At 70.8% G+C, this 21,142-nt stretch carries 15 protein-coding genes; 3 read left to right on the top strand and 12 right to left on the bottom strand.

What is annotated here, in order from left to right; translation table 11 throughout:
- Positions 1-136 precede the first annotated feature (136 nt).
- Together WMF31_RS03955 and WMF31_RS03950 are read left to right on the top strand one after the other, a co-directional pair.
- Positions 137-1,066 carry an FKBP-type peptidyl-prolyl cis-trans isomerase gene (locus tag WMF31_RS03955; protein ID WP_436600651.1) on the top strand — a complete coding sequence of 310 codons (930 nt, stop codon included), beginning with the start codon at positions 137-139 and terminating at the stop codon, positions 1,064-1,066.
- Positions 1,067-1,132: 66 nt separating this feature from the next.
- On the top strand, positions 1,133-2,362 hold the full coding sequence (locus tag WMF31_RS03950; RefSeq protein ID WP_436600650.1) for an AAA family ATPase: 1,230 nt from the start codon (positions 1,133-1,135) through the stop codon (positions 2,360-2,362).
- A gap of 18 nt (positions 2,363-2,380) precedes the next feature.
- Here the strand turns inward: WMF31_RS03950 and WMF31_RS03945 are convergent, their stop codons facing one another.
- From WMF31_RS03945 to WMF31_RS03890, 12 genes are all read right to left on the bottom strand, one after another.
- The gene (locus WMF31_RS03945) at positions 2,381-3,034 is read right to left on the bottom strand and encodes a hypothetical protein (RefSeq protein WP_436600649.1); all 654 of its coding nucleotides are present in this window, start codon (positions 3,032-3,034) and stop codon (positions 2,381-2,383) included.
- 113 nt (positions 3,035-3,147) lie between these two features.
- A complete protein-coding gene (locus tag WMF31_RS03940; protein ID WP_207213695.1) occupies positions 3,148-4,869 on the bottom strand; it encodes an ABC transporter substrate-binding protein in 1,722 nt (573 codons plus the stop codon).
- A gap of 272 nt (positions 4,870-5,141) precedes the next feature.
- A complete protein-coding gene (locus WMF31_RS03935; protein WP_436600648.1) occupies positions 5,142-6,902 on the bottom strand; it encodes an acyl-CoA mutase large subunit family protein in 1,761 nt (586 codons plus the stop codon).
- A gap of 97 nt (positions 6,903-6,999) precedes the next feature.
- Positions 7,000-9,066, bottom strand: a complete 2,067-nt coding sequence (locus WMF31_RS03930; protein ID WP_436600647.1) for an OmpA family protein — start codon at positions 9,064-9,066, stop codon at positions 7,000-7,002.
- 768 nt (positions 9,067-9,834) lie between these two features.
- Positions 9,835-10,092 carry a BolA/IbaG family iron-sulfur metabolism protein gene (locus tag WMF31_RS03925; RefSeq protein WP_436600646.1) on the bottom strand — a complete coding sequence of 86 codons (258 nt, stop codon included), beginning with the start codon at positions 10,090-10,092 and terminating at the stop codon, positions 9,835-9,837.
- 102 nt (positions 10,093-10,194) lie between these two features.
- Complete coding sequence (locus WMF31_RS03920; protein ID WP_129353572.1) at positions 10,195-11,361, bottom strand: thiolase family protein; 1,167 nt, start codon at positions 11,359-11,361, stop codon at positions 10,195-10,197.
- Positions 11,362-11,370: 9 nt separating this feature from the next.
- Positions 11,371-13,743 (bottom strand): 3-hydroxyacyl-CoA dehydrogenase/enoyl-CoA hydratase family protein, encoded by a 2,373-nt coding sequence (locus WMF31_RS03915; RefSeq protein ID WP_436600645.1) that lies wholly within the window; start codon positions 13,741-13,743, stop codon positions 11,371-11,373.
- 478 nt (positions 13,744-14,221) lie between these two features.
- Positions 14,222-14,497: a hypothetical protein gene (locus WMF31_RS03910; RefSeq protein ID WP_436600644.1), complete on the bottom strand. Its 276-nt coding sequence runs from the start codon at positions 14,495-14,497 to the stop codon at positions 14,222-14,224.
- A gap of 52 nt (positions 14,498-14,549) precedes the next feature.
- Positions 14,550-14,906, bottom strand: a complete 357-nt coding sequence (locus WMF31_RS03905) for a hypothetical protein (RefSeq protein ID WP_436600643.1) — start codon at positions 14,904-14,906, stop codon at positions 14,550-14,552.
- Positions 14,907-15,104: 198 nt separating this feature from the next.
- The gene (locus WMF31_RS03900; protein WP_436600642.1) at positions 15,105-16,145 is read right to left on the bottom strand and encodes a hypothetical protein; all 1,041 of its coding nucleotides are present in this window, start codon (positions 16,143-16,145) and stop codon (positions 15,105-15,107) included.
- Entirely contained in the window at positions 16,142-18,355 is a 2,214-nt protein-coding gene (locus WMF31_RS03895) for a hypothetical protein (protein ID WP_436600641.1), read from the bottom strand. The genes WMF31_RS03900 and WMF31_RS03895 overlap by 4 nt, the downstream gene beginning before the upstream one ends.
- On the bottom strand, positions 18,352-19,797 hold the full coding sequence (locus tag WMF31_RS03890) for a hypothetical protein (RefSeq protein WP_436600640.1): 1,446 nt from the start codon (positions 19,795-19,797) through the stop codon (positions 18,352-18,354). Before WMF31_RS03890 ends, WMF31_RS03895 begins: the two co-directional genes overlap by 4 nt.
- 358 nt (positions 19,798-20,155) lie before the next feature.
- Here WMF31_RS03890 and WMF31_RS03885 point away from each other — a divergent pair, with 358 nt between their 5' ends.
- On the top strand, positions 20,156-21,040 hold the full coding sequence (locus tag WMF31_RS03885) for a hypothetical protein (protein ID WP_436600639.1): 885 nt from the start codon (positions 20,156-20,158) through the stop codon (positions 21,038-21,040).
- The last annotated feature ends 102 nt before the right edge of the window (positions 21,041-21,142 follow it).

The following is a 21,142-nucleotide window of genomic DNA, read 5'->3' as shown; positions in this document are numbered from 1 at the left end:
GTGAGCACCCGAGACGCGACCACCGCCTGAGCGGACGCCACGGGCGGCCAGACTCTGGATCCACGCTCGACGGACACGCGGTCCGGTGCCGCACAAAAAACCGACCCTCCGCGGCGGACAGGCTATGAAGCAGCGCATGAAGCCCGGAGCCTTCCTCCTCCTCGCGACGCTCGCCGTCCCCCTCGCCGCATGCGACCAGACGCCGCCCGCCCCGACGGCCTCGTCCGCGCCGACGCCCGCCTCGTCCGCGCCCGCCGCACAGACCGCCGCGCCCACCGCGGAGGCGAAGCCCCCCGCAGAGCCCGCCGCCCTGCCCGCGCCGCCCGACGTCGCCGCGCCGCCGGCCGACGCGCAGAAGACGGCCTCCGGGCTCGCCTTCAAGGTGCTGACGCCGGGCAAGGACAAGGCGCATCCCGGCCCCGACGACAAGGTGACGGTCCACTACACGGGGTGGACGACCGACGGAAAGATGTTCGACAGCTCCGTCCTCCGCGGCGAGCCCGCCACGTTCGGCGTGAGCGGCGTCATCAAGGGCTGGACAGAGGCGCTCCAGCTCATGAGCAAGGGGGAGAAGCGCCGCCTCTGGATCCCCGGCAACCTCGCCTACGGCGACCGGCCCACGCGCCCCGGCGCCCCGGCCGGAATGCTGGTGTTCGACGTCGAGCTGCTCGACTTCGCCCCGGCCCCGAAGCCGCCGCCTGTGCCGAAAGACGTGAAGGCGCCGCCGAAGGACGCCACGAAGACCACCTCCGGCCTGGCCTACAAGGTCTTGCAGAAGGGCACGGGCACGGAGCACCCCAAGCCGACGAGCCGCGTCACCGTGCACTACACGGGGTGGACGACCGACGGGAAGATGTTCGATAGCTCGATCGTGCGGGACGAGCCGATCACCTTCCCGCTGCGCGGCGTGATCAAGGGGTGGACCGAGGGCGTACAGCTGATGGTGAAAGGCGAGAAGACGCGCTTCTGGATCCCGGCGGAGCTCGCCTACGGCGAGAAGCCGGCGCGCCCGGGCGCGCCGGCGGGCATGCTCGTGTTCGACATCGAGCTCATCGACTTTCGCTGATCCCGCGGCCGGCGCTGGACATCCGGCCGCCTGCCTGGCTACATGGACGGCGGCGGGCGGGCAGGCATGCTGACATCCATCCGACTCAGGAACTTCAAGAGCTTCGCCGATGAGACGGTGGAGCTCTCCCCCTTCACGCTGCTGCTCGGGGCCAACGGCTCCGGGAAGAGCAATCTGCTCGACGCCCTGCGCTTCCTGCAGGGCATCGGGCTCGATCTCCCCCTGAGCGACGTCTTCCGCGGCCGCGTCGACGGGCGGCGGGAGGTCTGGCCGGGCCTGCGCGGCGGCGCGCAGGGGGCGGCGCGGCGCGGCGCGAGGTCGTTCACGATCGAGAGCCGGTGGGCGATCGGGAAGGAGGAGCTCACGCACAGGATCACCTGCCAGGTCGAGCCGGACGTGCTCGTGGAGCACGAGTCGCTCGAGGCGAAGGTGGCCGGGGCGCCGCTGTTCGACACCCACACCTCCGCGCTGAAGGGGCTGGAGGGGCTCGCGTCGGGCGGCGTCGTGTGGCCTTCGGCCAAGAAGACCCGGAGCATGAGGATCGCCTCCGTGGATCGCAACCCGGCGCGGCGCAGCCTGCTCGGCCAGATCGAGCATCACCGCGGGCGCGCCGAGGAGGCGAGCCTCGCGGACGTCATCGCGCTCTGCAACGCGCTCCAGGTCGCGATGCGGAGCGCGCTGTCGCTCGACATCGATCCTTCTCGGATGAGGGGTTATGTGCCGCACGACGCCGACAACCTGGGCGCCGGCGGACAGAACCTCTCCGCGCTGCTCCGCCGGCTCTGCGACGAGGCCGATCACAAGGAGGACGTGCTCGGCTGGCTGCGCGCGGTCTTCACGCCCGAGATCGACGATATCGAGTTTGCCGAGACGGGGCTGGGCGACGTGATGATGGTGCTCGTCGAGAAGGGCGGGACCCGCGTCCCGGCGCCGAGCCTGCCGGACGGCGCGCTGCGCGCGCTCGGCAACATCACCGGGCTGCTCACCGCGCCGGAGGGCTCGCTCGTCCTGGTGGAGGATCCCGACGCGGGGCTCTACCCGGAGCGCGCGGGGCTGCTCGCGCAGCACCTGGAGGGGGCGGCGCGGCCCGCGGGCTGCCAGCTCGTGGCGGCGACGCACTCGCCGTCGCTGCTCAGGGGCGTCTCGAAGCAGGGGCTCAGCCGGGCGATCGTGTTCCAGCGGGATCCCGAGACGGCGGCCACGGTGACGCGGAGGCTCGGAGATCTGCCGCGCTTCGAGGAGATCACGGAGCGGGATCCGGGGGAGTTCCTGTCGGCGAAGGCGCTGACAGGCTAGGGACGCGCCCCTCGCGGCTCAGTACACCTTGCAGCGCGCCCCGCCGGCGGCGCGCGCGTAGGGAACCTTCGCGTCCCGCCCCTTCACGTAGATCGCCCCGCCCGGGGCCGGCCTCGGGACGATCGCGCCGCTCGCGAGCGGGCGCCCGGGCGGCAGCTCCTCGACCTCGATGACGAGGTCGTTCCCCTCCTGATCGACCGCGGAGATCGAGGGCCGCCGGCGCTCCTCGTCGGCGGCGCCGCCCGGGCACGGCACGCCGCGCGCGCTCAGGGCGATCGCGAGCGTGTCGGCCCCGACCTCCGGGGCGCCGGCCGCCCACTGGAACCGGGGATCCAGGGCGTCGCCGACCTCGACCGCCAGGCAGCTGCAGCGCTCCTTCGGCGACGCGGCGCTCGCGAGCGCGAGATCGTGCCGCACCCCGACCCACGAGGTCGCGGGCCGCTCTCGCGGCACCGAGGGCGCGCCGTCGAACTCGTCGGGCCCGCCGATCGGCCTCCGCGGCGCCTTCCGCCTCTCGCCCTCCGGATCCTGGTCCGCCGACGTGGAGGGCTCGACGGTGCCGCCCTCCCAGAACGAGGCGGCGCCCGCGTGCTGGTTGCCGCCGCAGGCGGCGAGCGCAGCGAGAGAGAGGAGCGCCGCGAGGCGTGCGCGCGTGAGGCCCGAAGGGAGCATACGGCGCGATCTTCGCACCGGCGCCCGCGGCGGCCAAGAAGTGTGTGGGGTGGAGAGAGAGAGGAGGGACGCGCGCTACGCGCCGGGGGCCCGGCGCGCAGCGCGGCGAGCCGTCACTTCGGCTTGATCTCGGTGAGGACGAGCAGGTAGTCCGGCGAGTTGTTCGGCGACAGCTTGGCGTACGGGTTCTCCTTGCTGGGCCACCCGACGAAGCGCTTCGTGCTGTACTCGCCCCAGGACGGGTTCTTGAACAGCGGGATCACCGGCACCTGCTGCACGAAGATCATCTGCAGCTCGTTGATGATGCGCTTCTGCTCGGCCGGGTCCGTCGCCGACTCGAACTGCTTGAACAGCGGGTCGGCCTCCTTCGCGCCGAAGCGGTGCCAGTTGCGCGCGCTCATCTCGCCGACGGGCTTCACGAACTCCGTGGCCATGAGGTTGCGGTAGAAGTTGAACGGCGTGGGCTCGGTGTTGGTCCAGCCCATCGACATGTCGAACGTGCCCTTCTGGAGCGCCTCGAAGAACGCGCTGAAGTCGTACGTCTTCAGGGTCGCGTCGATGCCGACCTGCTTCAGGTTCTGCGTGACGATCTGGACCGCGCGGACCCAGTCGGACCAGCCGGTGACGACGTTGATGTCGAAGCGCAGCGGCTTGCCGTTCTTGGCCCGGATCCCGTCCGCGCCCTTGGCGTAGCCGGCCTCGTCGAGGAGCGCGTTCGCCTTGGCCACGTCGTAGTTCGTCCAGTCGCCGGCGGCGACCGCCTTCTCGTCGCGCCAGCGCGCGTAGGCGTCGTCCAGGCCCGTCGCGTCGGCGCCGACCGTGTAGCCGTTCACTGCGATCTTCGCGATCTGGGCCCGGTCGATGGCCATGCTGATCGCCTTGCGCAGCTTGATGTCGTCGAACGGCTTCTTGGTGTAGTTCGGATAGAGCGTCACCGTGCCGCCGACCAGCGGGAACCAGTAGTGGTTGTTCGCCGGGTCCTTGGCGACGTAGGTCTTGTCGATGTCGGGCACGAAGTTGCCGGCCCAGTCGACCTCGCCGTTGATGAGCGCCAGGTTCGCCTGGTCGTTGCCCGGGTACGCCGGGAAGCGGAGCCCGTCGACCGCCGGCTTGCCCTTCTGCCAGTAGTGCGGGTTCTTGCCGAGCTCGTAGACCTGGTTCTGGAACGTCTTCACCTCGGTGAACGGGCCCGTCGCGACGGGGTTCTCGTTCGTGAACGTGACCGGGTCGGCGACGTCCTTCCACTTGTGCTCCGGCACGATCGGCTGGTGGCCGATGTAGCTGAGCCCGGGGACGAACGGCCTCTTCAGCGCGAAGACGACCGTGGAGCCGTCCGTGGCCTCCACCGAGTCGAGGAACTGCCACACGCCGGAGAGATCGAGCGCCGGGAACTTCTTGAGGAGCCCGAACGTGAACGCGACGTCCTTCGCCGAGAAGGGTTGTCCGTCGGACCACTTGACCTCGGAGCGGGTCGTGAAGGTGAGCTTCTTGTTGCCGTCGCTCCACTCGTACTTCGTGGCGAGCCACGGGGTGAACTCGCCCTTCATCGCGTTGAAGACGAGGAGCGGCTCGTAGATGCCCGCGAGCGTGGGAAAGCGCACGGCCCCCTCGGCGAGCAGGGGGTTGAAGTTGCGCACCCAGGACGCCTGCTGCTCCCTGGAGATCGTGACCATCTTCGGGCCCTTGGCCGCGTCCTTCGCTGCGGCGGCGGCCGTGCCGGTCCCCGCGGTGGCGGGCCCGCTGCTTCCCTTGTTATCACAGGCCGCCGTGGCGCCGACGGACAGAAGCAGCGCCGACATGGCGAAGATGCGGCGCGACATGGATCGACTCTTCATAAGCTTGCTCCCTCGCGGCGGTTTCTGCCGCCTGCGACGATCCTCTCAACCTACCGACAGCACGCAGCGCCGCGGCGCAGCGGCACGACCGTACGGCGGCGCCACGGATGGCCGCGTGTGCGGCATCCTGACGCCGGCGCACTGTACCGGCCGTTGTGGAGAAGTGTCAACCTGAGGGGGGCCGCGCTCGTGAGCGATCCGACGGGACCGGGCCCCGGCGCGACGCGGCCGCGCGCCGGGCGCGATCGGCGCCCCGCGTCAGCGGGGGGCGCTCAGAACTCCGCGGGATCGCTGTAGGTCCCCAGGACGTCGCGCAGCACGTCGCAGATCTCCTGCTCGGTCGCGTACGCGCTGGCCGCCTCGATGATGGGGGGCATGAGGTTGTCCTTGCCGCGCGCGCGCTCGCGGACCTCGGCCAGCGCGCGCCGCACCCGGTCCGGGTCGCGCTGGGCCTTGACCCTGGCCAGGTTCTCGCACTGCACCCGCTGCACCTCCTCGTCGATGCGGAGCAGGGGGATCGTCCGCTCGTCCGCCGCCGCGTACCGGTTCACGCCCACCATGATCCGCTCGTTCGACTCCAGCTCTCGCTGGAAGCGGTAGGCCGAGGCCGCGATCTCGCGCTGCGGATAGCCCTTCTCGATGGCGGACACCATCCCGCCCATCTCGTCGATCCGCTGGATGTACGCGAGCGCCTCCTGCTCCAGGCGGTCTGTCAGCCACTCCACATAATAGCTGCCTCCGAGCGGATCGATGGTGTTCGCGACCCCGCTCTCGTGGGCGATGATCTGCTGGGTCCGGAGGGCGATGGTCACGCTGTCCTCGGTCGGGAGGGCGTACGTCTCGTCGAGGGAGTTCGTGTGGAGCGACTGGGTGCCGCCGAGCACCGCGGCGAGCGCCTGGAGCGAGACGCGGACCACGTTGTTGTAGGGCTGCTGCGCCGTCAGCGAGACGCCGGCGGTCTGCGCGTGCGTCCGGAGCTTCATGCTCTCGGCCCGCTTCGCCCCGTAGCGCTCCTTGAGGAACCGCGCCCACATGCGGCGGGCGGCGCGGAACTTCGCGATCTCCTCGAAGAAGTCGTTGTGGACGTCGAAGAAGAACGAGAGCCGCGGCGCGAAGGCGTCGACGTCGAGGCCGCGCTCGACGCAGCCCTCGACGTAGGCGAGCCCGTCGGCGAGCGTGAACGCGAGCTCCTGCGCGGCCGTCGAGCCCGCCTCCCGGATGTGGTAGCCGCTGATCGACACCGAGTTCCACCGCGGCACCTCGCGCGCGCAGAACTCGATCATGTCCGTCACGATGCGCATGGCCGGGCGCGGCGGGACGAGCCAGGCGTGCTGGGCGATGAACTCCTTCAGGCAGTCGTTCTGCACCGTGCCGCCGATCCGCTTGCGCGGGATCCCGCGCTTGTCGGCGAGCGCGACGTAGAACGCGAGCAGCACGATCGCGGGGCCGTTGATGGTCATCGACGTGGTGACCTGATCGAGGGGGATGCCGTCGAAGAGCACCTCCATGTCGCGGAGCGTGTCGACCGCGACACCGCACATCCCGACCTCGCCGAGCGACCGCGGAGAGTCCGAGTCGTAGCCCATGAGCGTCGGGAAATCGAAGGCGGTGGACAGGCCCGTCTGCCCCTCCGCGAGCAGGTACTTGAACCGCGCGTTCGTCTGCTCCGGCGTGCCGAAGCCCGCGAACATCCGCATGGTCCAGAGCCTGCCGCGGTACATCGTCGGCTGGACGCCGCGCGTGAACGGGTACTCGCCGGGCAGGCCGAGCGCCGCGGCGTAGTCGCGCGGCGCCTCGACCGGCGTCGCCAGGTCGGGCACCTCGACGCCGCTCCACGTCGTGAAGCGCTCGGCGCGCGGGGGGAAGCGCGCCGACGCCTCGGCGACCGGGCCCGCGCGCCACGCGGCCACCGCGCGCCGGAGCGCGGCCAGCCCGTCCTCGTCGAGGCCGAGCCCCTCCCCGCCTCCGCCGTTCGTGTACCGGAGCGCGTCGGCGCTGATCCCGTCGGGGTGCGAGTGCTCTTCGGACGCCATGGCCCGGATTTTAGCGCGGCGCGCGGCCGATGGAGCGGCCCGGCGCCGAAAACGGCCGATGGCGCGGCCCGGCGCCGAAAACGGCCGGAGGCCCGGCTCAGGGAGCCGGCGGGACGACGCCCTTGGCCCGGGCGGTGTCGCAGCCGAGCTCGACGCCGGTCGGGCCCTTGTCGGTCCGCACGATCTTGAACTCGACGCGCCGGTTCTTCTCCCACGCGGCCGCGTTGTGGGCCGGGTCGAGCGGGCAGTACTCGCCGTAGCCCATCGCGCGCACCACGTCCCGCTTGACCCCGCGCTGCACGAGCGCCTCCACGACCGCGTTCGCGCGCGCCTGGGTCAGCCTGAGGTTGTACGCGTCGGCCGAGCGCTCGTCGGCGTGCCCTTGCACCTCGACGAGCGTGAACTCCGGGTGGTGCTTGAGCGTCTCGGCCACGGCCTGCACGATGCCGAACGACTCCGGGAGGATCTCGGAGCTGCCGGTCGCGAACTGGATCTTCTCGAGGATGAGGATGTTGTTCTCCTCGAGGATGACGCTGCCCTTGTCCGGGCAGCCGTCCTCGTCCTCGGTGCCGTTGAACGTCTCCTTCTCGTTCGGGCACTTGTCGGTCACGTCCGGGATGCCGTCGGCGTCGTTGTCGGGGTCGGGGCAGCCGTCCTCGTCCTGGAAGTCGTCCCTGTCCTCCGGGTCGTTCGGGCACTGGTCGGACTTGTCGGGGATGCCGTCCTTGTCGTTGTCGGGGTCGGGGCAGCCGTCCTTGTCCTGGAAGCCGTCGCGGTCCTCGGGGTCGTCCGGGCACTTGTCGCGCGAGTCGAGGATGCCGTCGCCGTCGCGGTCGCCGTCGCTCCCCTCCGGGCAGCCGTCCTCGTCCTCGTCGCCGTCCATGTCCTCCGGGTTGTTCGGGCAGCGATCGTCGACGTCGAGGATGCCGTCCTCGTCGTTGTCCGGATCGGGGCAGCCGTACTTCCCGGGGGGCGAGTCCGCCCTGGTGTCCTGGAAGCCGTCGAAGTCCTCCGGATCGTCGGGGCAGTCGTCCTGATCGTCCTTGATGCCGTCGCCGTCGCGGTCCCCGATCGACGGCTCGAAGACGAACCCGATGGTCGCGCGCTGGTCCGCCGCCTGGAACCCGGGCGTGTACCCGACGCCGGCGCCCAGCATGAGGAAGCTGTTCCTCTCGATGAAGAGCTTGATGCCCCCGATCGCCTCGGCCGACAGCTTCTGCTTGCTGCTCTCGCCGCCGCCGAGCTGGTAGGTCATGTACGTCTCGGCCACGAGGTCGAGCGGCGTGAGGACGCGGTAGCTCATGCCGAACCCGCTCGTGAGCAGGTCGGAGTACTTGAAGTCCCCCTCCTTGAGCTGGGGCGACCCATCCGGCCGCAGCCCGAACGCGGGGTTTTCCCCGGTGTGCCCGCGGTAGCCGCCGTTCAGCGCGACGCGGAACTGGCCGATCCGGCCGAACCGCTTCTCCAGCGCGATCTGGGGCCAGTAGAAGAAGCCCGGGTCCGAGGCGAAGTCCTGCGAGCCGCCCACGCCGACGCCGGCCTGGACGATCAGCGCGAGGCCGATCGGGTCCTGGTCGGGGCGCAGGAGGCGCAGCTTCGCGTGGAGCGCGAGGTTGCCGAGCGTCTGGGCGTCGAGCGAGTCGTCGCTGTAGAGGGCGCCGGTCGGGCCGATGTCGTTCACCGGCTTTGCGCTGTTGAGCACCACCGGCGCCGAGAGCCCGACGACCAGGTAGTTGGCGATGCCGTAATTGAACTGGAACGTCCCCTGGAAGGCGTGAGTGAGCATCATGTCCGCTTCGTTGCCCTCGCTGAGCGGCATGATGTTTCGCCCGTAATCGAGCACGAGCCCCAGGCTGATGTCGTTGGCGCCGACGATGTCTGCCCCGTTGACCGAGAAGAGCCCCTTGGAGTCGATCGCCGGCCGGAACAGGTGCAGATCCATGCCGTCGCCGTTCGCGCCGTCGCCCGTGCGGGTCTCTGCCGCGGCGGCGTCCTCCGCCGTGGCGGCGGCCATGGAGGCGCCGAGGAGGGCGGCGAGCAGCCCGGCGCCCAGGCGGGAGGCCCATCGAGGGCGACCGCGGGCGGGCGGCGCGCGCCGGTCGTCGCGCTCGGCGGGGGCGCCCGTGGGCGGGGCGTCGAAAAATGAAGGGGAGCGAGGCGTCATGGCAAGGTCCTCGGGGGCGTGAGGTCGAAGGCGGGAGATCAGCGCCTGGCGCTGGCTCAGCGCCACGTACCACCGCGCGAATTCCGGTGTCAAACAGACGGCGCGTGCCGGCGGCGTGTCAGGGGCCTTGGCGAGCTGCCCGGCCTCAGGAGCGGGAGCTCGCCGCGCCGCGGCGGCGGGCCCTGCCGGGCTGCCCGGGGCCCCGGAGGGGGTCCTGTGGGGCCCCGCCGGGCTGCCCGGCCCCCGGAGGGGGTGTTCGTCGCGTGCTGTGGGGCCCCGCCGAACTCGCCTGAGCCATGAATCCTCCGGCGGAGCCGGAGGATTCATGGCCAATGGGCTCAGACACGGCCCGTCCCCACAGCACGCGACGAACACCCCCTCCGGGGGCCTACGCTGGATCCAGGAATGGACTTGAGCGACGCGGTACTCGTACGTTGTCGCCCAACATCGTTCGCGCAGGGGTCTTGGAAGTCCCGAGGGCCAATATTCGAATCTGGTTGAACAGGCCGAGGAGAGGTGTCGCGCGACGGGTCGATGTCAGAACCCGGTCGAACAGGGATCCACCGTAGGCCCGAGGAGAGGGGGGGCGTCGCGCGCGGTGGGGACGGGCCGTGTCTGAGCCCGTTGGCCATCTCTCCTCCGGCTCTGCCGGAGGAGAGATGGCCAAGGCGAGTTCGGCGGGGCCCCGCCGCGCGCGACGCCCCCCCTCTCCTCGGGCCGGGCAGCCCGGCGAGATCCCCGGCCAGCGCAGCTCCGCAAGCCTCCTGGCTAGGGCGTGCGCGTCTTCAGGCTGTCGATGGCGTGGACGGGCGCCTGATCGCCGGCCATGAGGTGGGCGATGGCCTGGTAGACGAGCCGCTGGCTCTCCAGCATGCTCTTGCCGGCGAACACCGGCGACGTCACGACGAGGTTGAAGTGACCTCCGCCGCCGGTCACCTCGGCGGTGGAGCCTTCGATCTTCGCTTCGATGGCCCGCTTCAGGGCGTCGGTGACCGACCCCTCGAAGGTCGTCAGGTGGCTGGGCATGGGGCGATCTATAAGCCATCGCCCCGCCGCGGGAAAGCCGCAGCATGGCCCGCGGCGGGGCGATCGCCGGACGGGATCGCCGGCGCGTTCAGAAGGGCGGGATCAGCGGGCCAGCTCGACGAGGCCGGCCGCGCCCATGCCGCCGCCGATGCACATCGTGACGACGGCGTAGCGGCCGCCGCGCCGCCGCAGCTCGTACAGGGCGGTCGCCGTCAGCTTCGCGCCCGTGCACCCGAGCGGGTGGCCGAGCGCGATCGCGCCGCCGTTGACATTGAGCTTCTCCTCGGGGATCTCGAGCGTCCGCTGCACGTGGACGGCCTGCGACGCGAACGCCTCGTTGACCTCGAAGAGATCGATGTCGGCCATCTTCAGCCCCGTCCTCGCGAGCAGCTTCCGCACCGCGGGCACCGGGCCGATCCCCATGATCGCGGGATCGACGCCGACCGTCACGAACGCCCGGAAGTACCCGAGCGGCTTCACGCCCAGCGCGTCCGCCTTCGCCTTGCTCATCACGAGCGCGGCCGCGGCGCCGTCCGACAGCGGCGAGCTGTTGCCCGGCGTCACGCTCCCCTTCACCGCGAACGACGGCCTCAGCGCGGCGAGCGCCTCCGCCGTCGTCTCCTTGCGGATCAGCTCGTCGGTGCGGAAGTCGAAGGTCGCGCGCTCGCCGCCCTCGTAGCGCACCCCCTTCACCGTGACGATCTCGTCCTCGAACCGCCCGGCCGCGCGCGCCGCCGCCGCCTTCTGGTGGCTCCGCAGCGCGAACGCGTCCTGGTCGGCGCGGCTCACCTGGAACCGGTTCGCCACGTTCTCGGCCGTGATGCCCATCGGCGTGTACACCGTCGGACACCGCTCCATCGCCTCCGGCGAGGCGCTCAGCTTGTTGCCCGTCATCGGCACCATCGTCATCGACTCGACCCCGCCGGCGATGGCGATGTCGACCGACCCCATCGCGATGCTGCCCGCCGCGAGCGCGATCGCCTGGAGCCCGCTCGAGCAGAAGCGGTTGATCGTCATCGCCGATCCCTCCTCGGGCATGCCGCCGAGGAGCGAGACGACGCGCGCGACGTTGAGCCCCTGCTCGCCCTCCGGCATGGCGCACCCGAGGATGAGATCCTCGACGTCCTGGGGCTTCACCTGCGGCACGCGCTGGAGCAGCGCGGCGACCACCTCGCCGGCGAGCTCGTCGGGGCGCTTCAGCGCGAGCGACCCTTTGTGGGCACGGCCAACGGCCGAGCGGACGGCCTCTGCAATTACGACGTCGACCATGGCGTTCACCTAGTTCCGAAGGGGCTTGTTGTTCATCAGCATGTACTGCATTCGCTCGATGCTCTTGGGCTCACCGCACAGGCTGACGAACGCCTCGCGCTCGAGCTCGAGGATCTCGTCCTCGGTCACCTCGCGCGCCGCGCCGCCGGCGCCGCCGCAGAGCACCTCGGCGAGCTTGCGGGCGATCTTCGCGTCGTGCTCGCTCGCGTGGCCGCCGGCGACCAGGGTGTCGATCATCATCTGCAGCGTCGCGATCCCGCTCTCGCCCGGGAGCTTGTAGGCCCGCGGGATCGGCCGGTGGTAGCCCGCCTCGGCGAGGCCGACGGCGCGCGCCTTCACCTCGTGGAGCTGGCGCGCCCGGTCGAACGAGACGCCGTCCGTCCTGCGGAAGTAGCCGAGCGCCTTGGCCTCGTCCGCGCTGGTCGCGACCTTGGCGAGGGCGATGTTCTTGAAGACCTGGGTCACGACGTCGTACGTGTTCGCCGAGACCCCCTCCGGGGTGCCCTCGAGCGCGCGCCAGAGCATGTTGAGCGTCCCCGCGCCGCCCGGGATGAGCCCGACGCCGACCTCCACGAGCCCCGCGTACGTCTCCGCCGCGGCCTGCACCGCGTCGCAGGCGAAGCAGAGCTCGAGCCCGCCGCCCAGGGTCATCCCGTAGGGCGCGGCCACGACCGGGACCGTGGCGTACTTCAGCCGCTGCGTCGCGTCCTGGTACGCCTTCACCATCTTCCGGATCGCGTCCCAGTCCTTGTTGCCCGCGGCCATCACCACGAGGAACAGGTTGGCGCCGACGCAGAAGTGCTCGCCCTGGTTGAAGACCACGAGCGCCCGGAAATCCTGCTCGGCCCTCTCGGCGGCGCGCGTGAGCATCCCGATCGAGTCCGGATCGAGGCTGTTCGCCTTGGTCTTGAAGGTGACGCCGAGCACGCCGTCGCCGAGGTCCCAGGCCTCCGCGCCGTCGTTGGCGAGCACGGGCTTGTCGCCCTTGCGCGCGCCCGCGAGCGTCACGTTCCTCGGATCGATCGCGCGGGGGACGTACTCCCCCTTGAGCAGATCGAACACCGCCCCGTCGGCGCGGTAGAACGACGTCGCGCCGCGCTGCTTCATGCGGAGGATCGACTCGGGCAGCGCGATGCCGTCCTTCTGCATGCGCTCGACGGTCTCGACGAAGCCGAGCGCGTCCCAGGTCTGGAACGGGCCGAGCTCCCAGTTGTACCCCCAGCGCATGGCGTCATCGATCGCCACGATGCCGTCGGCGATCTCGCCGACCCGCCGCGCCGTGTACGCGAGCGAGCGGGAGAGCACCTTCCACGCGAACTGCCCCGCCTTGCCGGGATCGCCGGCGAGCTTCTTCACGCGCGCGGCCGGGTCCTCGACCTTCTCGCACGACTTCGTGGCCTTCTTGATCGCCTCGTCGCCGCCGTGCGGGCGATACTCGAGCTTCGCGGGGTCGAGCGTCTCCAGCCCGTCCTTCGTCTTGCGGTAGAAGCCGCCCTTCGTCTTGTCGCCGAGGAGCTTCGCCTCGATCATCTTGCGGATGTACGGGGGCACCTTGAAGACGTCGCGGTCCTCGTCGCGCTCGAGCGCCGCGTAGCAGTTGTCGGCGACGTGGGCGAAGGTGTCGAGCCCGACGATATCGCCGGTCCTGAAGCTCGCGCTCTTCGGGTGCGCCATGGCGATGCCGGTGATGGCGTCGACGTCCTCCGGCGCGAGCCCCTCCTCGAGCATGAGGTGGATGGCCGTGAGCATCGCGTGGGTGCCGATGCGGTTGCCGACGAAATTCGGGGTGTCCTTGCCGAAGACGATGCCCTTGCCGAGCACGTCCTCGCCGAACCTCCGGACGCGGTCGACGACGGCCGGATCGGTGTCGGGCCCGGCGACGAGCTCGAGGAGCTTCATGTACCGGACCGGGTTGAAGAAGTGCATGACGAGGAATCGCTTGCGGAACTCCTCGGAGCGGCCCTGCATCATGTCCGCGATGCGCAGCCCGGACGTGTTCGACGCGGCGATGGCGTCCTCGCGCATCACCTGCTCGAGGCGCGCGAAGAGGTCGCGCTTCGGCTCGATCTGCTCGATGATGGCCTCGATGACGAGGTCGCATTGCGCGAGCTCGGCGAAGTGATCTTCCGTGTTGCCGGTGCGGACGAGGCGGGCGTGGGACGGGTGGAAGAAGGCGGCGGGCCTGGCCTTGAGGGCCTTCTCGAGGCCGCCCGCGGCGAACCGGCTCCGGGCGGCCGGGTCCTGCCTTTCAGCCTCCTTGAGGTTCGGGGGCACGATATCGAGGAGCAAGACCTCGACGCCGGCGTTCGCGAAGTGGGCGGCGATGCCGCTGCCCATGACGCCCGCGCCGATGACGCCCGCGCGGCGGATTGGTTTCGTCATGCAGGATCCTCCGAGATGGATAGGGGCGCAAACCATTGGCGCAAAGCGCGCCGAGCGCAAGGGTATCCGGGAAGAACGGCCGCGTGGTGACACGACAGATGCGGTGAGCGGGATCGCGCCGCGAGGGCGCCGGGCCGGACGGCGGACACAACAGCGTACTCTGGACTACCGGGAGCCCATTCCTTCCAGCGATGCGGGCGTCCGGCCTGCATCGGGACCATCGTGCGTGAGAGCGCGAGCGGTGCTGGAGCCGCGTGTCCAGAACGTCAGCCGCAGCGCGCGGAGCGTCGCCCCGGCGGCGCGCCGCGCGTTCTGTGCATTGCCCGGGCGGCGCGTCGCGCGTTGTGTGCGTTGCCCGGGCGGCGCGCTCTTCGGGCGACGTTGCCCGGGCGGCGCGCTCTTCAGGCGACGTTGCCCGGGCGGCGCGCTCTTCGGGCGACGTGAGCTTCCCGCTTCCCGCGCGCGGGGGCTCCCGCTGTCAGTGCCACGCCTGGGCGGCCTGGACCGGCTGGCCTGTGCGGTCGTGCTCGGCCAGGAGGCGCTTCGACATGTCGGTGCACTCGACGCAGGAGGCGAAGCGCGACCGGTGCAAGCACTGGAGCCAGGTCGCGGTCCCCTGGACGTCGAACTCCGCCGCATCGAGGTGTTTGCCGCAGGCGACGCAGTGGATGTGCTGGTGCTGGTGGGTCGCCGCCGGGCGCGCCGGCGCGAGCGCCTTGCGCTCGCGCTTGGTCAGTCGCTTCTGTCGCTTCATGATCTCCTCGATGACGGGGGTGGCCGCACGCGTCGTGCGGGCGCGGGTCAAGCTACCATGCGCCGGCGCGCGGTGGATTGGGCGGGCGGCGCGGCGGTGCGGCGGCGACGCATCGGCCCGCGCCGCGCCCGCGTGCCGCGCGGGCAACGCGCGGGCGGGCGTGGCTTGACATGCTCCGGACGCTGTGCGTCCCGAGCCGCTGCGGGGCGCCTCGTCGCGCGGCGCTCGCGCGCGAGCACGCGCCGACGCTCTGCGTGAGGTCGTCGACCTGCGTGAGGTCGTCGACCTGCGTGAGGTCGCAGGCGAGCTGCTCCATCGCCGCCCGGGTCTCCGCGTCGACCGCGCCCTGGTACCGGTCCAGGATCGCGTCGAGGTCGGTCCGCGAGATCTCGTCCAGCGGCCGGCTCACGAGGTCGTGCAGCCCCGTGTCGAACGATGAGGAGGGGGGAGAGAAGGAAAGCTGCCCACCCCCGGCCCGTGCTCGGCGCTCCGCGCCTGCGCGCGGTCCGCCCCTCCCAAATCGCGCGCTCCGCGCGCTCAGGGAGGGGGGCGCCGCACGGCATGTCCAGGTGGGAACCTGAGAGGGAGAGCAGGCGGGCAACTCGCGTCAGGACGTGATGCCCAGCAAGAAGAGGGCGTCGGCCCAGAGCGGCCAGAGCGTGCGGTACGGGTGCGTCGCCAGCACCACGCCGCCGCTCGGCAGACGCCGAACGCGGTAGGGAGCGTGGCGCTCGATGAACCTGACGTGCTTGCGCGACGTCACGTCCACCTCGTACGTCGGCGCGCCCTCCTTCGTCGCTGCGATGGTCTCAAGGGCAGCCGATTCGACGGTGCGCCATTCCTCATCCGCCACCGCGGCCGCTTCGAGTGCGTCGAGCAGCGCAGCCGGTGACTCCGTGAGTGCCTTGAGGACCGCTTCGCGCGAGAGCTCAGCGCCGTCCTCAACAGTGACGCGTGCCCCGCGCGGTGCGGCATCGACGCGCGCGTGCAACACGTCCGTTGGCATCCCCGCAGAATGTGCGACTTTGTCACCATCCCGCAGGTTTGCCCACGTAAGGGCGAGATCGTGTGCAACCACCGCCGCCTTGGTGTGATAGGTCGCGCATGCCTTGATGGGCGGCCCCCAATCCGCGAGTTCCGTCCAGGAACCGGCCGTCACACGCGCACGCGCATCCGGCGCGCAGAGGCGGGTCATAAGATCTTCGAGATCCTGCTGGACCCGCATCGCCAGGATCGCCGCCTCGACCTCGACAGAGCGCGCACCGCCGAGGGCAATGCGAAGGCTCCGGGGAAGTAGATCGCTGCGATCGCCGGGGCGTGCGCATAGAGGACCGGAGGGATACCGACGCTCCCACTCTTCGCCATTGCATTCGATAGCGAGCTCGATTACGCTGCCGGAGTTCAGCGTCACGCCGAAGGATGCGAAGACGTGTGTCCCTGCGGTGAATCCTGCGCGCACCGCCGCGACCGTCTCGCTGAGAGTGACCGCATCGCGCCATCGCCAGGTGCTATCGGGATGGTCGATGGACTCGATGTGGAAGCCGCACGTCCCCCCCGGGATGACGAGAGCAGACAGAGCTGCCGCGAACGCGTCGCCCCTGTCCTTCTCGTCACACCACGCATAGAGCCAGGGACCTGATACGCTCATAACTGGATCACCATGACCAGGTTCCTAAAGCCTTCAAGTTTGATGCGCGCACCCGTGAGCGCGTCGACCAGATAGCCGTCCTTGACGACCTTGTTCTCGTTCTTGAGCGGTGCACCCTTGGGGATAATGAACTCGATCCGCTCGACGTCGCCGGCGAGCCCCTCTTTGCTCAGTTTTTTCATCGCATTCTGCAGCTGCGTGAGTGCGTAGTCGACATCGACCTTCCCGGTGGCACGGTCAATATCCTTCACCTCGGTCAGGGCCAGCTTGTTTCCCTTAGTAACGGTGAGGAAGTCGGGAGCCCTTCCCAAGGTCGTATTTGGCGGGGACTCCTTCGGTATGTCCAGCACCCGGCGTACGCCGTCGTCCCCCACGCCGATCAGCGCCCGCCCGTCGTCCAGCATGAACTTTGCCGCCTTCTTTTCCATCGCATCGAGCGGCATGCTCGTGACCGCTCCGCGCAGCGTCTTGTACCAGTTGCGCCGGTTTGCACGAAGCGCTGCCCAAACGGGATCCTCGATCTCCGCGATCGTTCTGGCAACCCGGACCGCCCCCGGCGTCAGCCCGCCAGCGGCGCTGACCGCGCGCCACATCGGCCCGACCGCCCCGAGCCCGAACCCCACGCCCGAGAAGATTCTTTCCTCGTCGCTCAGCTCCTGCCCCGACGGCAGGCAGAACGCCTTGCCCGTGACCGCCTCGCACAGGTCGAGCGCCGGCCCCACCACCGGCACGAACCCCACCCCGATGCGCGTCGTGGCGTGCACGATCGTCTGCAGCACCTCCCCGTACGCCACGAAGCCCTCGCCGACCGTCGACACCGCCGCCGCGAAGGCGCTGATCGTCTGGTAGAGCTGCGTCTGCTCCAGGTCGAGCGCCTCCCCGGTCCACTGGTTGAGGCTGTCCTTGATCTGGTCCGCGAGCGCCTCGAACCGGGGCTTCAGCACCAGGTCTACCTGCGCGCGCAGGTCCGGCGGGACGGGCGTGTCGATGAACCAGTCCGATGCATCCATGAACCGCCGCACGTACGCCGTGACCCGGTTCTGCGCGTTCAGGAACGCGTTCGTCTCGGCGATCGACACGCCCATCCGGTCGCGCAGCGCGATCTCCAGCGCCACGCTGTTCGCCCGCCACGCCCGCACGGTCGCCACGAAGTCCGCCCGCGCGACCACCACGCCGCCGCTGACATCCTCCTCCAGCGCCGCGATCACCGCGTCCGCGTACGCCGCATACGGGTCTCTCCCTGCCTCGAACGCCCCCGGCACCTCCGCGATGTCCGGCACCTCGACCCACGGCACGTCGCTCTCGCCGAGCGCGTACGCCTGCGGATCGTCCGGATCCCACCCCTCGTCGCGCGCCGTCTGCGTCGCGAGATCCGCCACCTCGTCCGCCTGCGCGCCGAACTCGTCGATGAGCCGCCCGAGCTCGCCCTCGAGATCGCGGACGCTCTGCTTCAGGTCGTCGACGAGCTGCTCCATCGCCGCCCGGGTCTCCGCGTCGACCACGTCCTGGTACCGGTCCAGGATCGCGTCGAGGTCGGTCCGCGAGATCTCGTCCAGCGGCCGGGTCACCAGGTCGTGCAGCTCGGTGTCGAGCTGCTGGAGCAGGTCCATCCGCTCCCTCAGGCCGGCGATCCTGGCGGCGTTCCGGACGAGCGCCTTGCGCAGCTCCGCGGTCGTCGCCTCCAGGATCGCGATGTCGCGCGCGAGCGGCGGGTTGATCTCGGCGAGGCCGAGGGTGATCCGGGTGTCGCCGGAGAATTTCGCTCCACGGCGCCGGACATCGAAGAGCGGCTTGTTCAGCCCGAGCGGCGCCGACACGAGGTTCACCACCTCGCGCGTGTCGGAGCACCAGTCGTTGCCGGCGGCGTGATGCACACCGAAATGGAAGCCGTTCGTTCCGATGCGGAGCAGCACGGAGTCGAACTCGGTCTCTGACCTGTTCATCTCCGAGCCATCCGGCAGGTCCACCAGCGCCTCGGGGACCTCCACCGTGGTCAGCGGCGTGTCGTTGACACGAAAGAACTGGTGTCCGACGAGGTAGGCCCTCTCGCACGACCCGCTGAACGCCGTGCGTTCCCAGCTCAGGCTGTACGGCGTGCCCGCCCACGCAAACGACGGCGCCAGCACCGCCAGCGCCGTGACGAGCGCGACGAGCTGCTGGAAGGCGGCGGCGCTCCGGTCGCGCAGCGCGGCGCAGGTCGACCGGCTCATGTCCCCTCCGCGCCGCGCACGGCGGCGTCATGCGCGATCGCGGCGCCCTTCACGTCGCCCGCGTCGAGCCTTGTCTGCGCAGCGTCGAGCAGCGCCGCGTCCATCCCCATCTGCCGCAGCGCCGCGAGGCCCGCCGCGACCTTCCGGGGCAGGCTCGTCCTGAGCTCGGCCTCCGCGGCGTCGAACCGCCCTCGGAGCACGGCGCACCCCGCCTCGCGCCACGACGACGACGCCGCCTCGCAGAGCGGCCGCATCTGGACGAGCGCGGTCAGCTCCCCGTACCGGTCGGCGAGGAGCGGAAGCCCGAGCTTCTCGCTCACCGGCGGCGCCGCCGCTACCGCCGCGGCCCGAGCGCGCGCCCCCTCACGGAAGGCCGCCGACGCCCTCTCGGTCCGCGACCGCACGAGCGCCTCGCGCGTCCCCTGGTCCGCTTGCAGCGCCGCGAGCGCCTGCCGGCGCTGGGCGACGCCGCCGAGCAGCGCCGTCGCGGTCGCGTCGCTCCGGGCGACCCGCCGCTGCACATAACCCAGCATCGCGCTCAGCGAGCACAGCGCCCCCGAGGTCAGGTCCGGCATCGGCGCGCCGTGCGTGGCGAGGAGGTCCTTGTGCGGCGCGATCGCCTCCTCGAACGAGGCCGCGAGCGCCTGGAGCTCCGCCGACAGCGTCATGACCTCCGCGGCGAGCTCGTTCGGCGCGCGGCTCGCGTCGCGCGCCGCCGCGAGGATCGCCTCCTCGACCGCGTCGAGCTCCTCGATGCCCGACCGCGACGCCCGCTCCGAGAGCGCCGCGTACGCCGCCGTCTCCGCGGCCTCGGTCGCGCGGTACGCAACGAACCGCGCCGCCGCGCCCGCGTACCTGTCTTGCAGCGGCGCGGCGTCGCGCCTCGCCTGCTCGAAGACCGCCTGCGCCGCGGCCATCGCCTGCTTGTCGGCCGCGAGCGCGGCGAGCAGCGGCTCCTCCTCGGCGCTCGCCTTGTCGATCATCGCCGCCTTGAAGTTGCCGGCCGCGTCGACCGGCGTCTGCGCGAGGAGCGCTCGCTGGCGGATCGTGGCCTCGTCGAGCAGGTCCTCGAGCCTGCCCTCGAGCGTCGCCCGGAGCGACTCGGCGTTCTTCGCCTCGTCGCGCACGTACGCGACCGCCTCGTCCAGGTGGCCGAGCCAGACATCCAGCCAGTACGAGCTCGATACGACGTCATCGAGCGTCTCGTCGCGCGGCCACGTCGCCCACATCGCGATCGGCAGCGCGCCGTGGTCCTCGGCCTGGCTCCATGCGCTGCCCGGGCCCATGTTCTCGCCCACGCAGTACTCCTCGCCGTTCGCCGGCATCGCGCAGAAGCGCCCGAGCGCGTCATCGCTGCGCTTCCAGCACCCGGATACCATCGCGCCGAGCGCCAGGGCGGCCACGGCCACCACGAGGATCTTCGTCTGTCGCCTCGCTCTCATTCGCATTGCCTCCACCCCGAGATTTTTCTCGCCCGCGGACGCTCATTCGCTCGCTCTCCAGCGGCAAGCGTCTCCAGCAAAGCGATAGGACATTGCTCGGCCTGGCATCGCCCCCGAGCGCCATCTCGTCCGTCCTCGACGCACAGGACATCCCTCGACCTCCCCCCGTGAACGCCGCAGAGCGCTTGTCTGCGTCGGCGCGAACGCCTCGCGCGCCCCTCGTCCACCTGCATTGTCTGGGTCTGGCGGCAGGGCCTCTCGCTATGCGGAGGAGCGCCGCCGCTCGGGACACATATCCATTGCATGGCCACAAGAGGGCTCGATACGCTGGAGTGTCACTCGATAGAGGGAGGTCTCCTTGGCTGATGTACCGGTCTTATCCACACTGACATTGCCCCCGCAGCTCGAAACGGCTGATGTGCTCGCGCTGCGCGACCAGCTCGCCGCGCGCATCGCGGCGGTGCTCCGGCCGATGAAGGGCCGGGAGCGCGCCGACAGCGAGGTGGCCTTGCCCGAGGGCCTCGAGCCGCTCGACGCGCTGCCGCCGCACATCGAGCTGTCATGGCGGCGCTTCGACGCTGCCGCGCAGGAGCTCCAGGCGTTCCGCGCCAGGCGCGCGGACGCGCTGGCCAACGAGGCGCACACGGCCTCGGACGCGAGCGAGCAGAGCGCCGCGAACGCCGACGCCGACGATCGGTGGCGCGCCTTCGAGCAATGGAACGCGGGCGCGGCGGGCCTGTCCGACGACGGGGAGAGCCCTTCACCGTCCGAGGCGCGCTGGCTCTATGCGCAGCTCTTCCCGGCGCCCGAGGGGCTGCGCTTCATCACACGCCGGCCCCGCGCCCAGTGGACGGCGATGGTGCAGCGCATGAGCGTGCTTCAGGGCGAACGGGCTCAGGCCGTGATTGCCGGCTTCGGCGGGGCGCGGCACATGAAGCAGCTCGCCGCGGCCCACGCGCGCTTTGGCAAGGCGTTCGGGTTCACGGCGGTGGTGCAGCCCGCGGGGGGGCCGAGCGACGGCCGGCCTCAGTGGGTGACCGCCCGCGAGGCGCTGCGGGCGCTCCTGCAGAGGATCGAAGGCCACGCCGACCCCGAGATCGCCGGCAGCGAGGCGCTGGTCGCGTTCCTCCTGGCGCCGTATGTCGAGCTGGTCGACGACGTGGCCAGGGATCGCCGCCGGGCCCGCCCGAAGAAGGATGAGCCCGCGCCGGCGCTGCCGTCCGGAGCGAGCGACATGCCCTGAGCCCGTCCGGATGCCACCGCGTCTCCACCGGTGAGACGGGTGGCATCCGTGTCGTGGTGGAGGAGGGTCCACGCGGGAGACGGGCGGAGGGCGTCTCCCGCA

The sequence above is a fragment of the Sorangium sp. So ce1036 genome (genome assembly GCF_051369805.1).
Classification (GTDB): domain Bacteria; phylum Myxococcota_A; class Polyangia; order Polyangiales; family Polyangiaceae; genus Sorangium; species Sorangium cellulosum_F.
This window is presented reverse-complemented; position numbering and strand designations above follow the sequence as displayed.

What these genes read in the sequence shown, in the direction of transcription:
- WMF31_RS03955 (WP_436600651.1), top strand. Translation starts at nt 137, where the DNA reads ATGAAGCCCGGAGCCTTCCTCCTCCTCGCGACGCTCGCCGTCCCCCTC.
- WMF31_RS03950 (WP_436600650.1), top strand. Translation starts at nt 1,133, where the DNA reads ATGCTGACATCCATCCGACTCAGGAACTTCAAGAGCTTCGCCGATGAG.
- WMF31_RS03945 (WP_436600649.1), bottom strand. Translation starts at nt 3,034, where the DNA reads ATGCTCCCTTCGGGCCTCACGCGCGCACGCCTCGCGGCGCTCCTCTCT.
- WMF31_RS03940 (WP_207213695.1), bottom strand. Translation starts at nt 4,869, where the DNA reads ATGAAGAGTCGATCCATGTCGCGCCGCATCTTCGCCATGTCGGCGCTG.
- WMF31_RS03935 (WP_436600648.1), bottom strand. Translation starts at nt 6,902, where the DNA reads ATGGCGTCCGAAGAGCACTCGCACCCCGACGGGATCAGCGCCGACGCG.
- WMF31_RS03930 (WP_436600647.1), bottom strand. Translation starts at nt 9,066, where the DNA reads ATGACGCCTCGCTCCCCTTCATTTTTCGACGCCCCGCCCACGGGCGCC.
- WMF31_RS03925 (WP_436600646.1), bottom strand. Translation starts at nt 10,092, where the DNA reads ATGCCCAGCCACCTGACGACCTTCGAGGGGTCGGTCACCGACGCCCTG.
- WMF31_RS03920 (WP_129353572.1), bottom strand. Translation starts at nt 11,361, where the DNA reads ATGGTCGACGTCGTAATTGCAGAGGCCGTCCGCTCGGCCGTTGGCCGT.
- WMF31_RS03915 (WP_436600645.1), bottom strand. Translation starts at nt 13,743, where the DNA reads ATGACGAAACCAATCCGCCGCGCGGGCGTCATCGGCGCGGGCGTCATG.
- WMF31_RS03910 (WP_436600644.1), bottom strand. Translation starts at nt 14,497, where the DNA reads ATGAAGCGACAGAAGCGACTGACCAAGCGCGAGCGCAAGGCGCTCGCG.
- WMF31_RS03900 (WP_436600642.1), bottom strand. Translation starts at nt 16,145, where the DNA reads ATGAGCGTATCAGGTCCCTGGCTCTATGCGTGGTGTGACGAGAAGGAC.
- WMF31_RS03895 (WP_436600641.1), bottom strand. Translation starts at nt 18,355, where the DNA reads ATGAGCCGGTCGACCTGCGCCGCGCTGCGCGACCGGAGCGCCGCCGCC.
- WMF31_RS03890 (WP_436600640.1), bottom strand. Translation starts at nt 19,797, where the DNA reads ATGAGAGCGAGGCGACAGACGAAGATCCTCGTGGTGGCCGTGGCCGCC.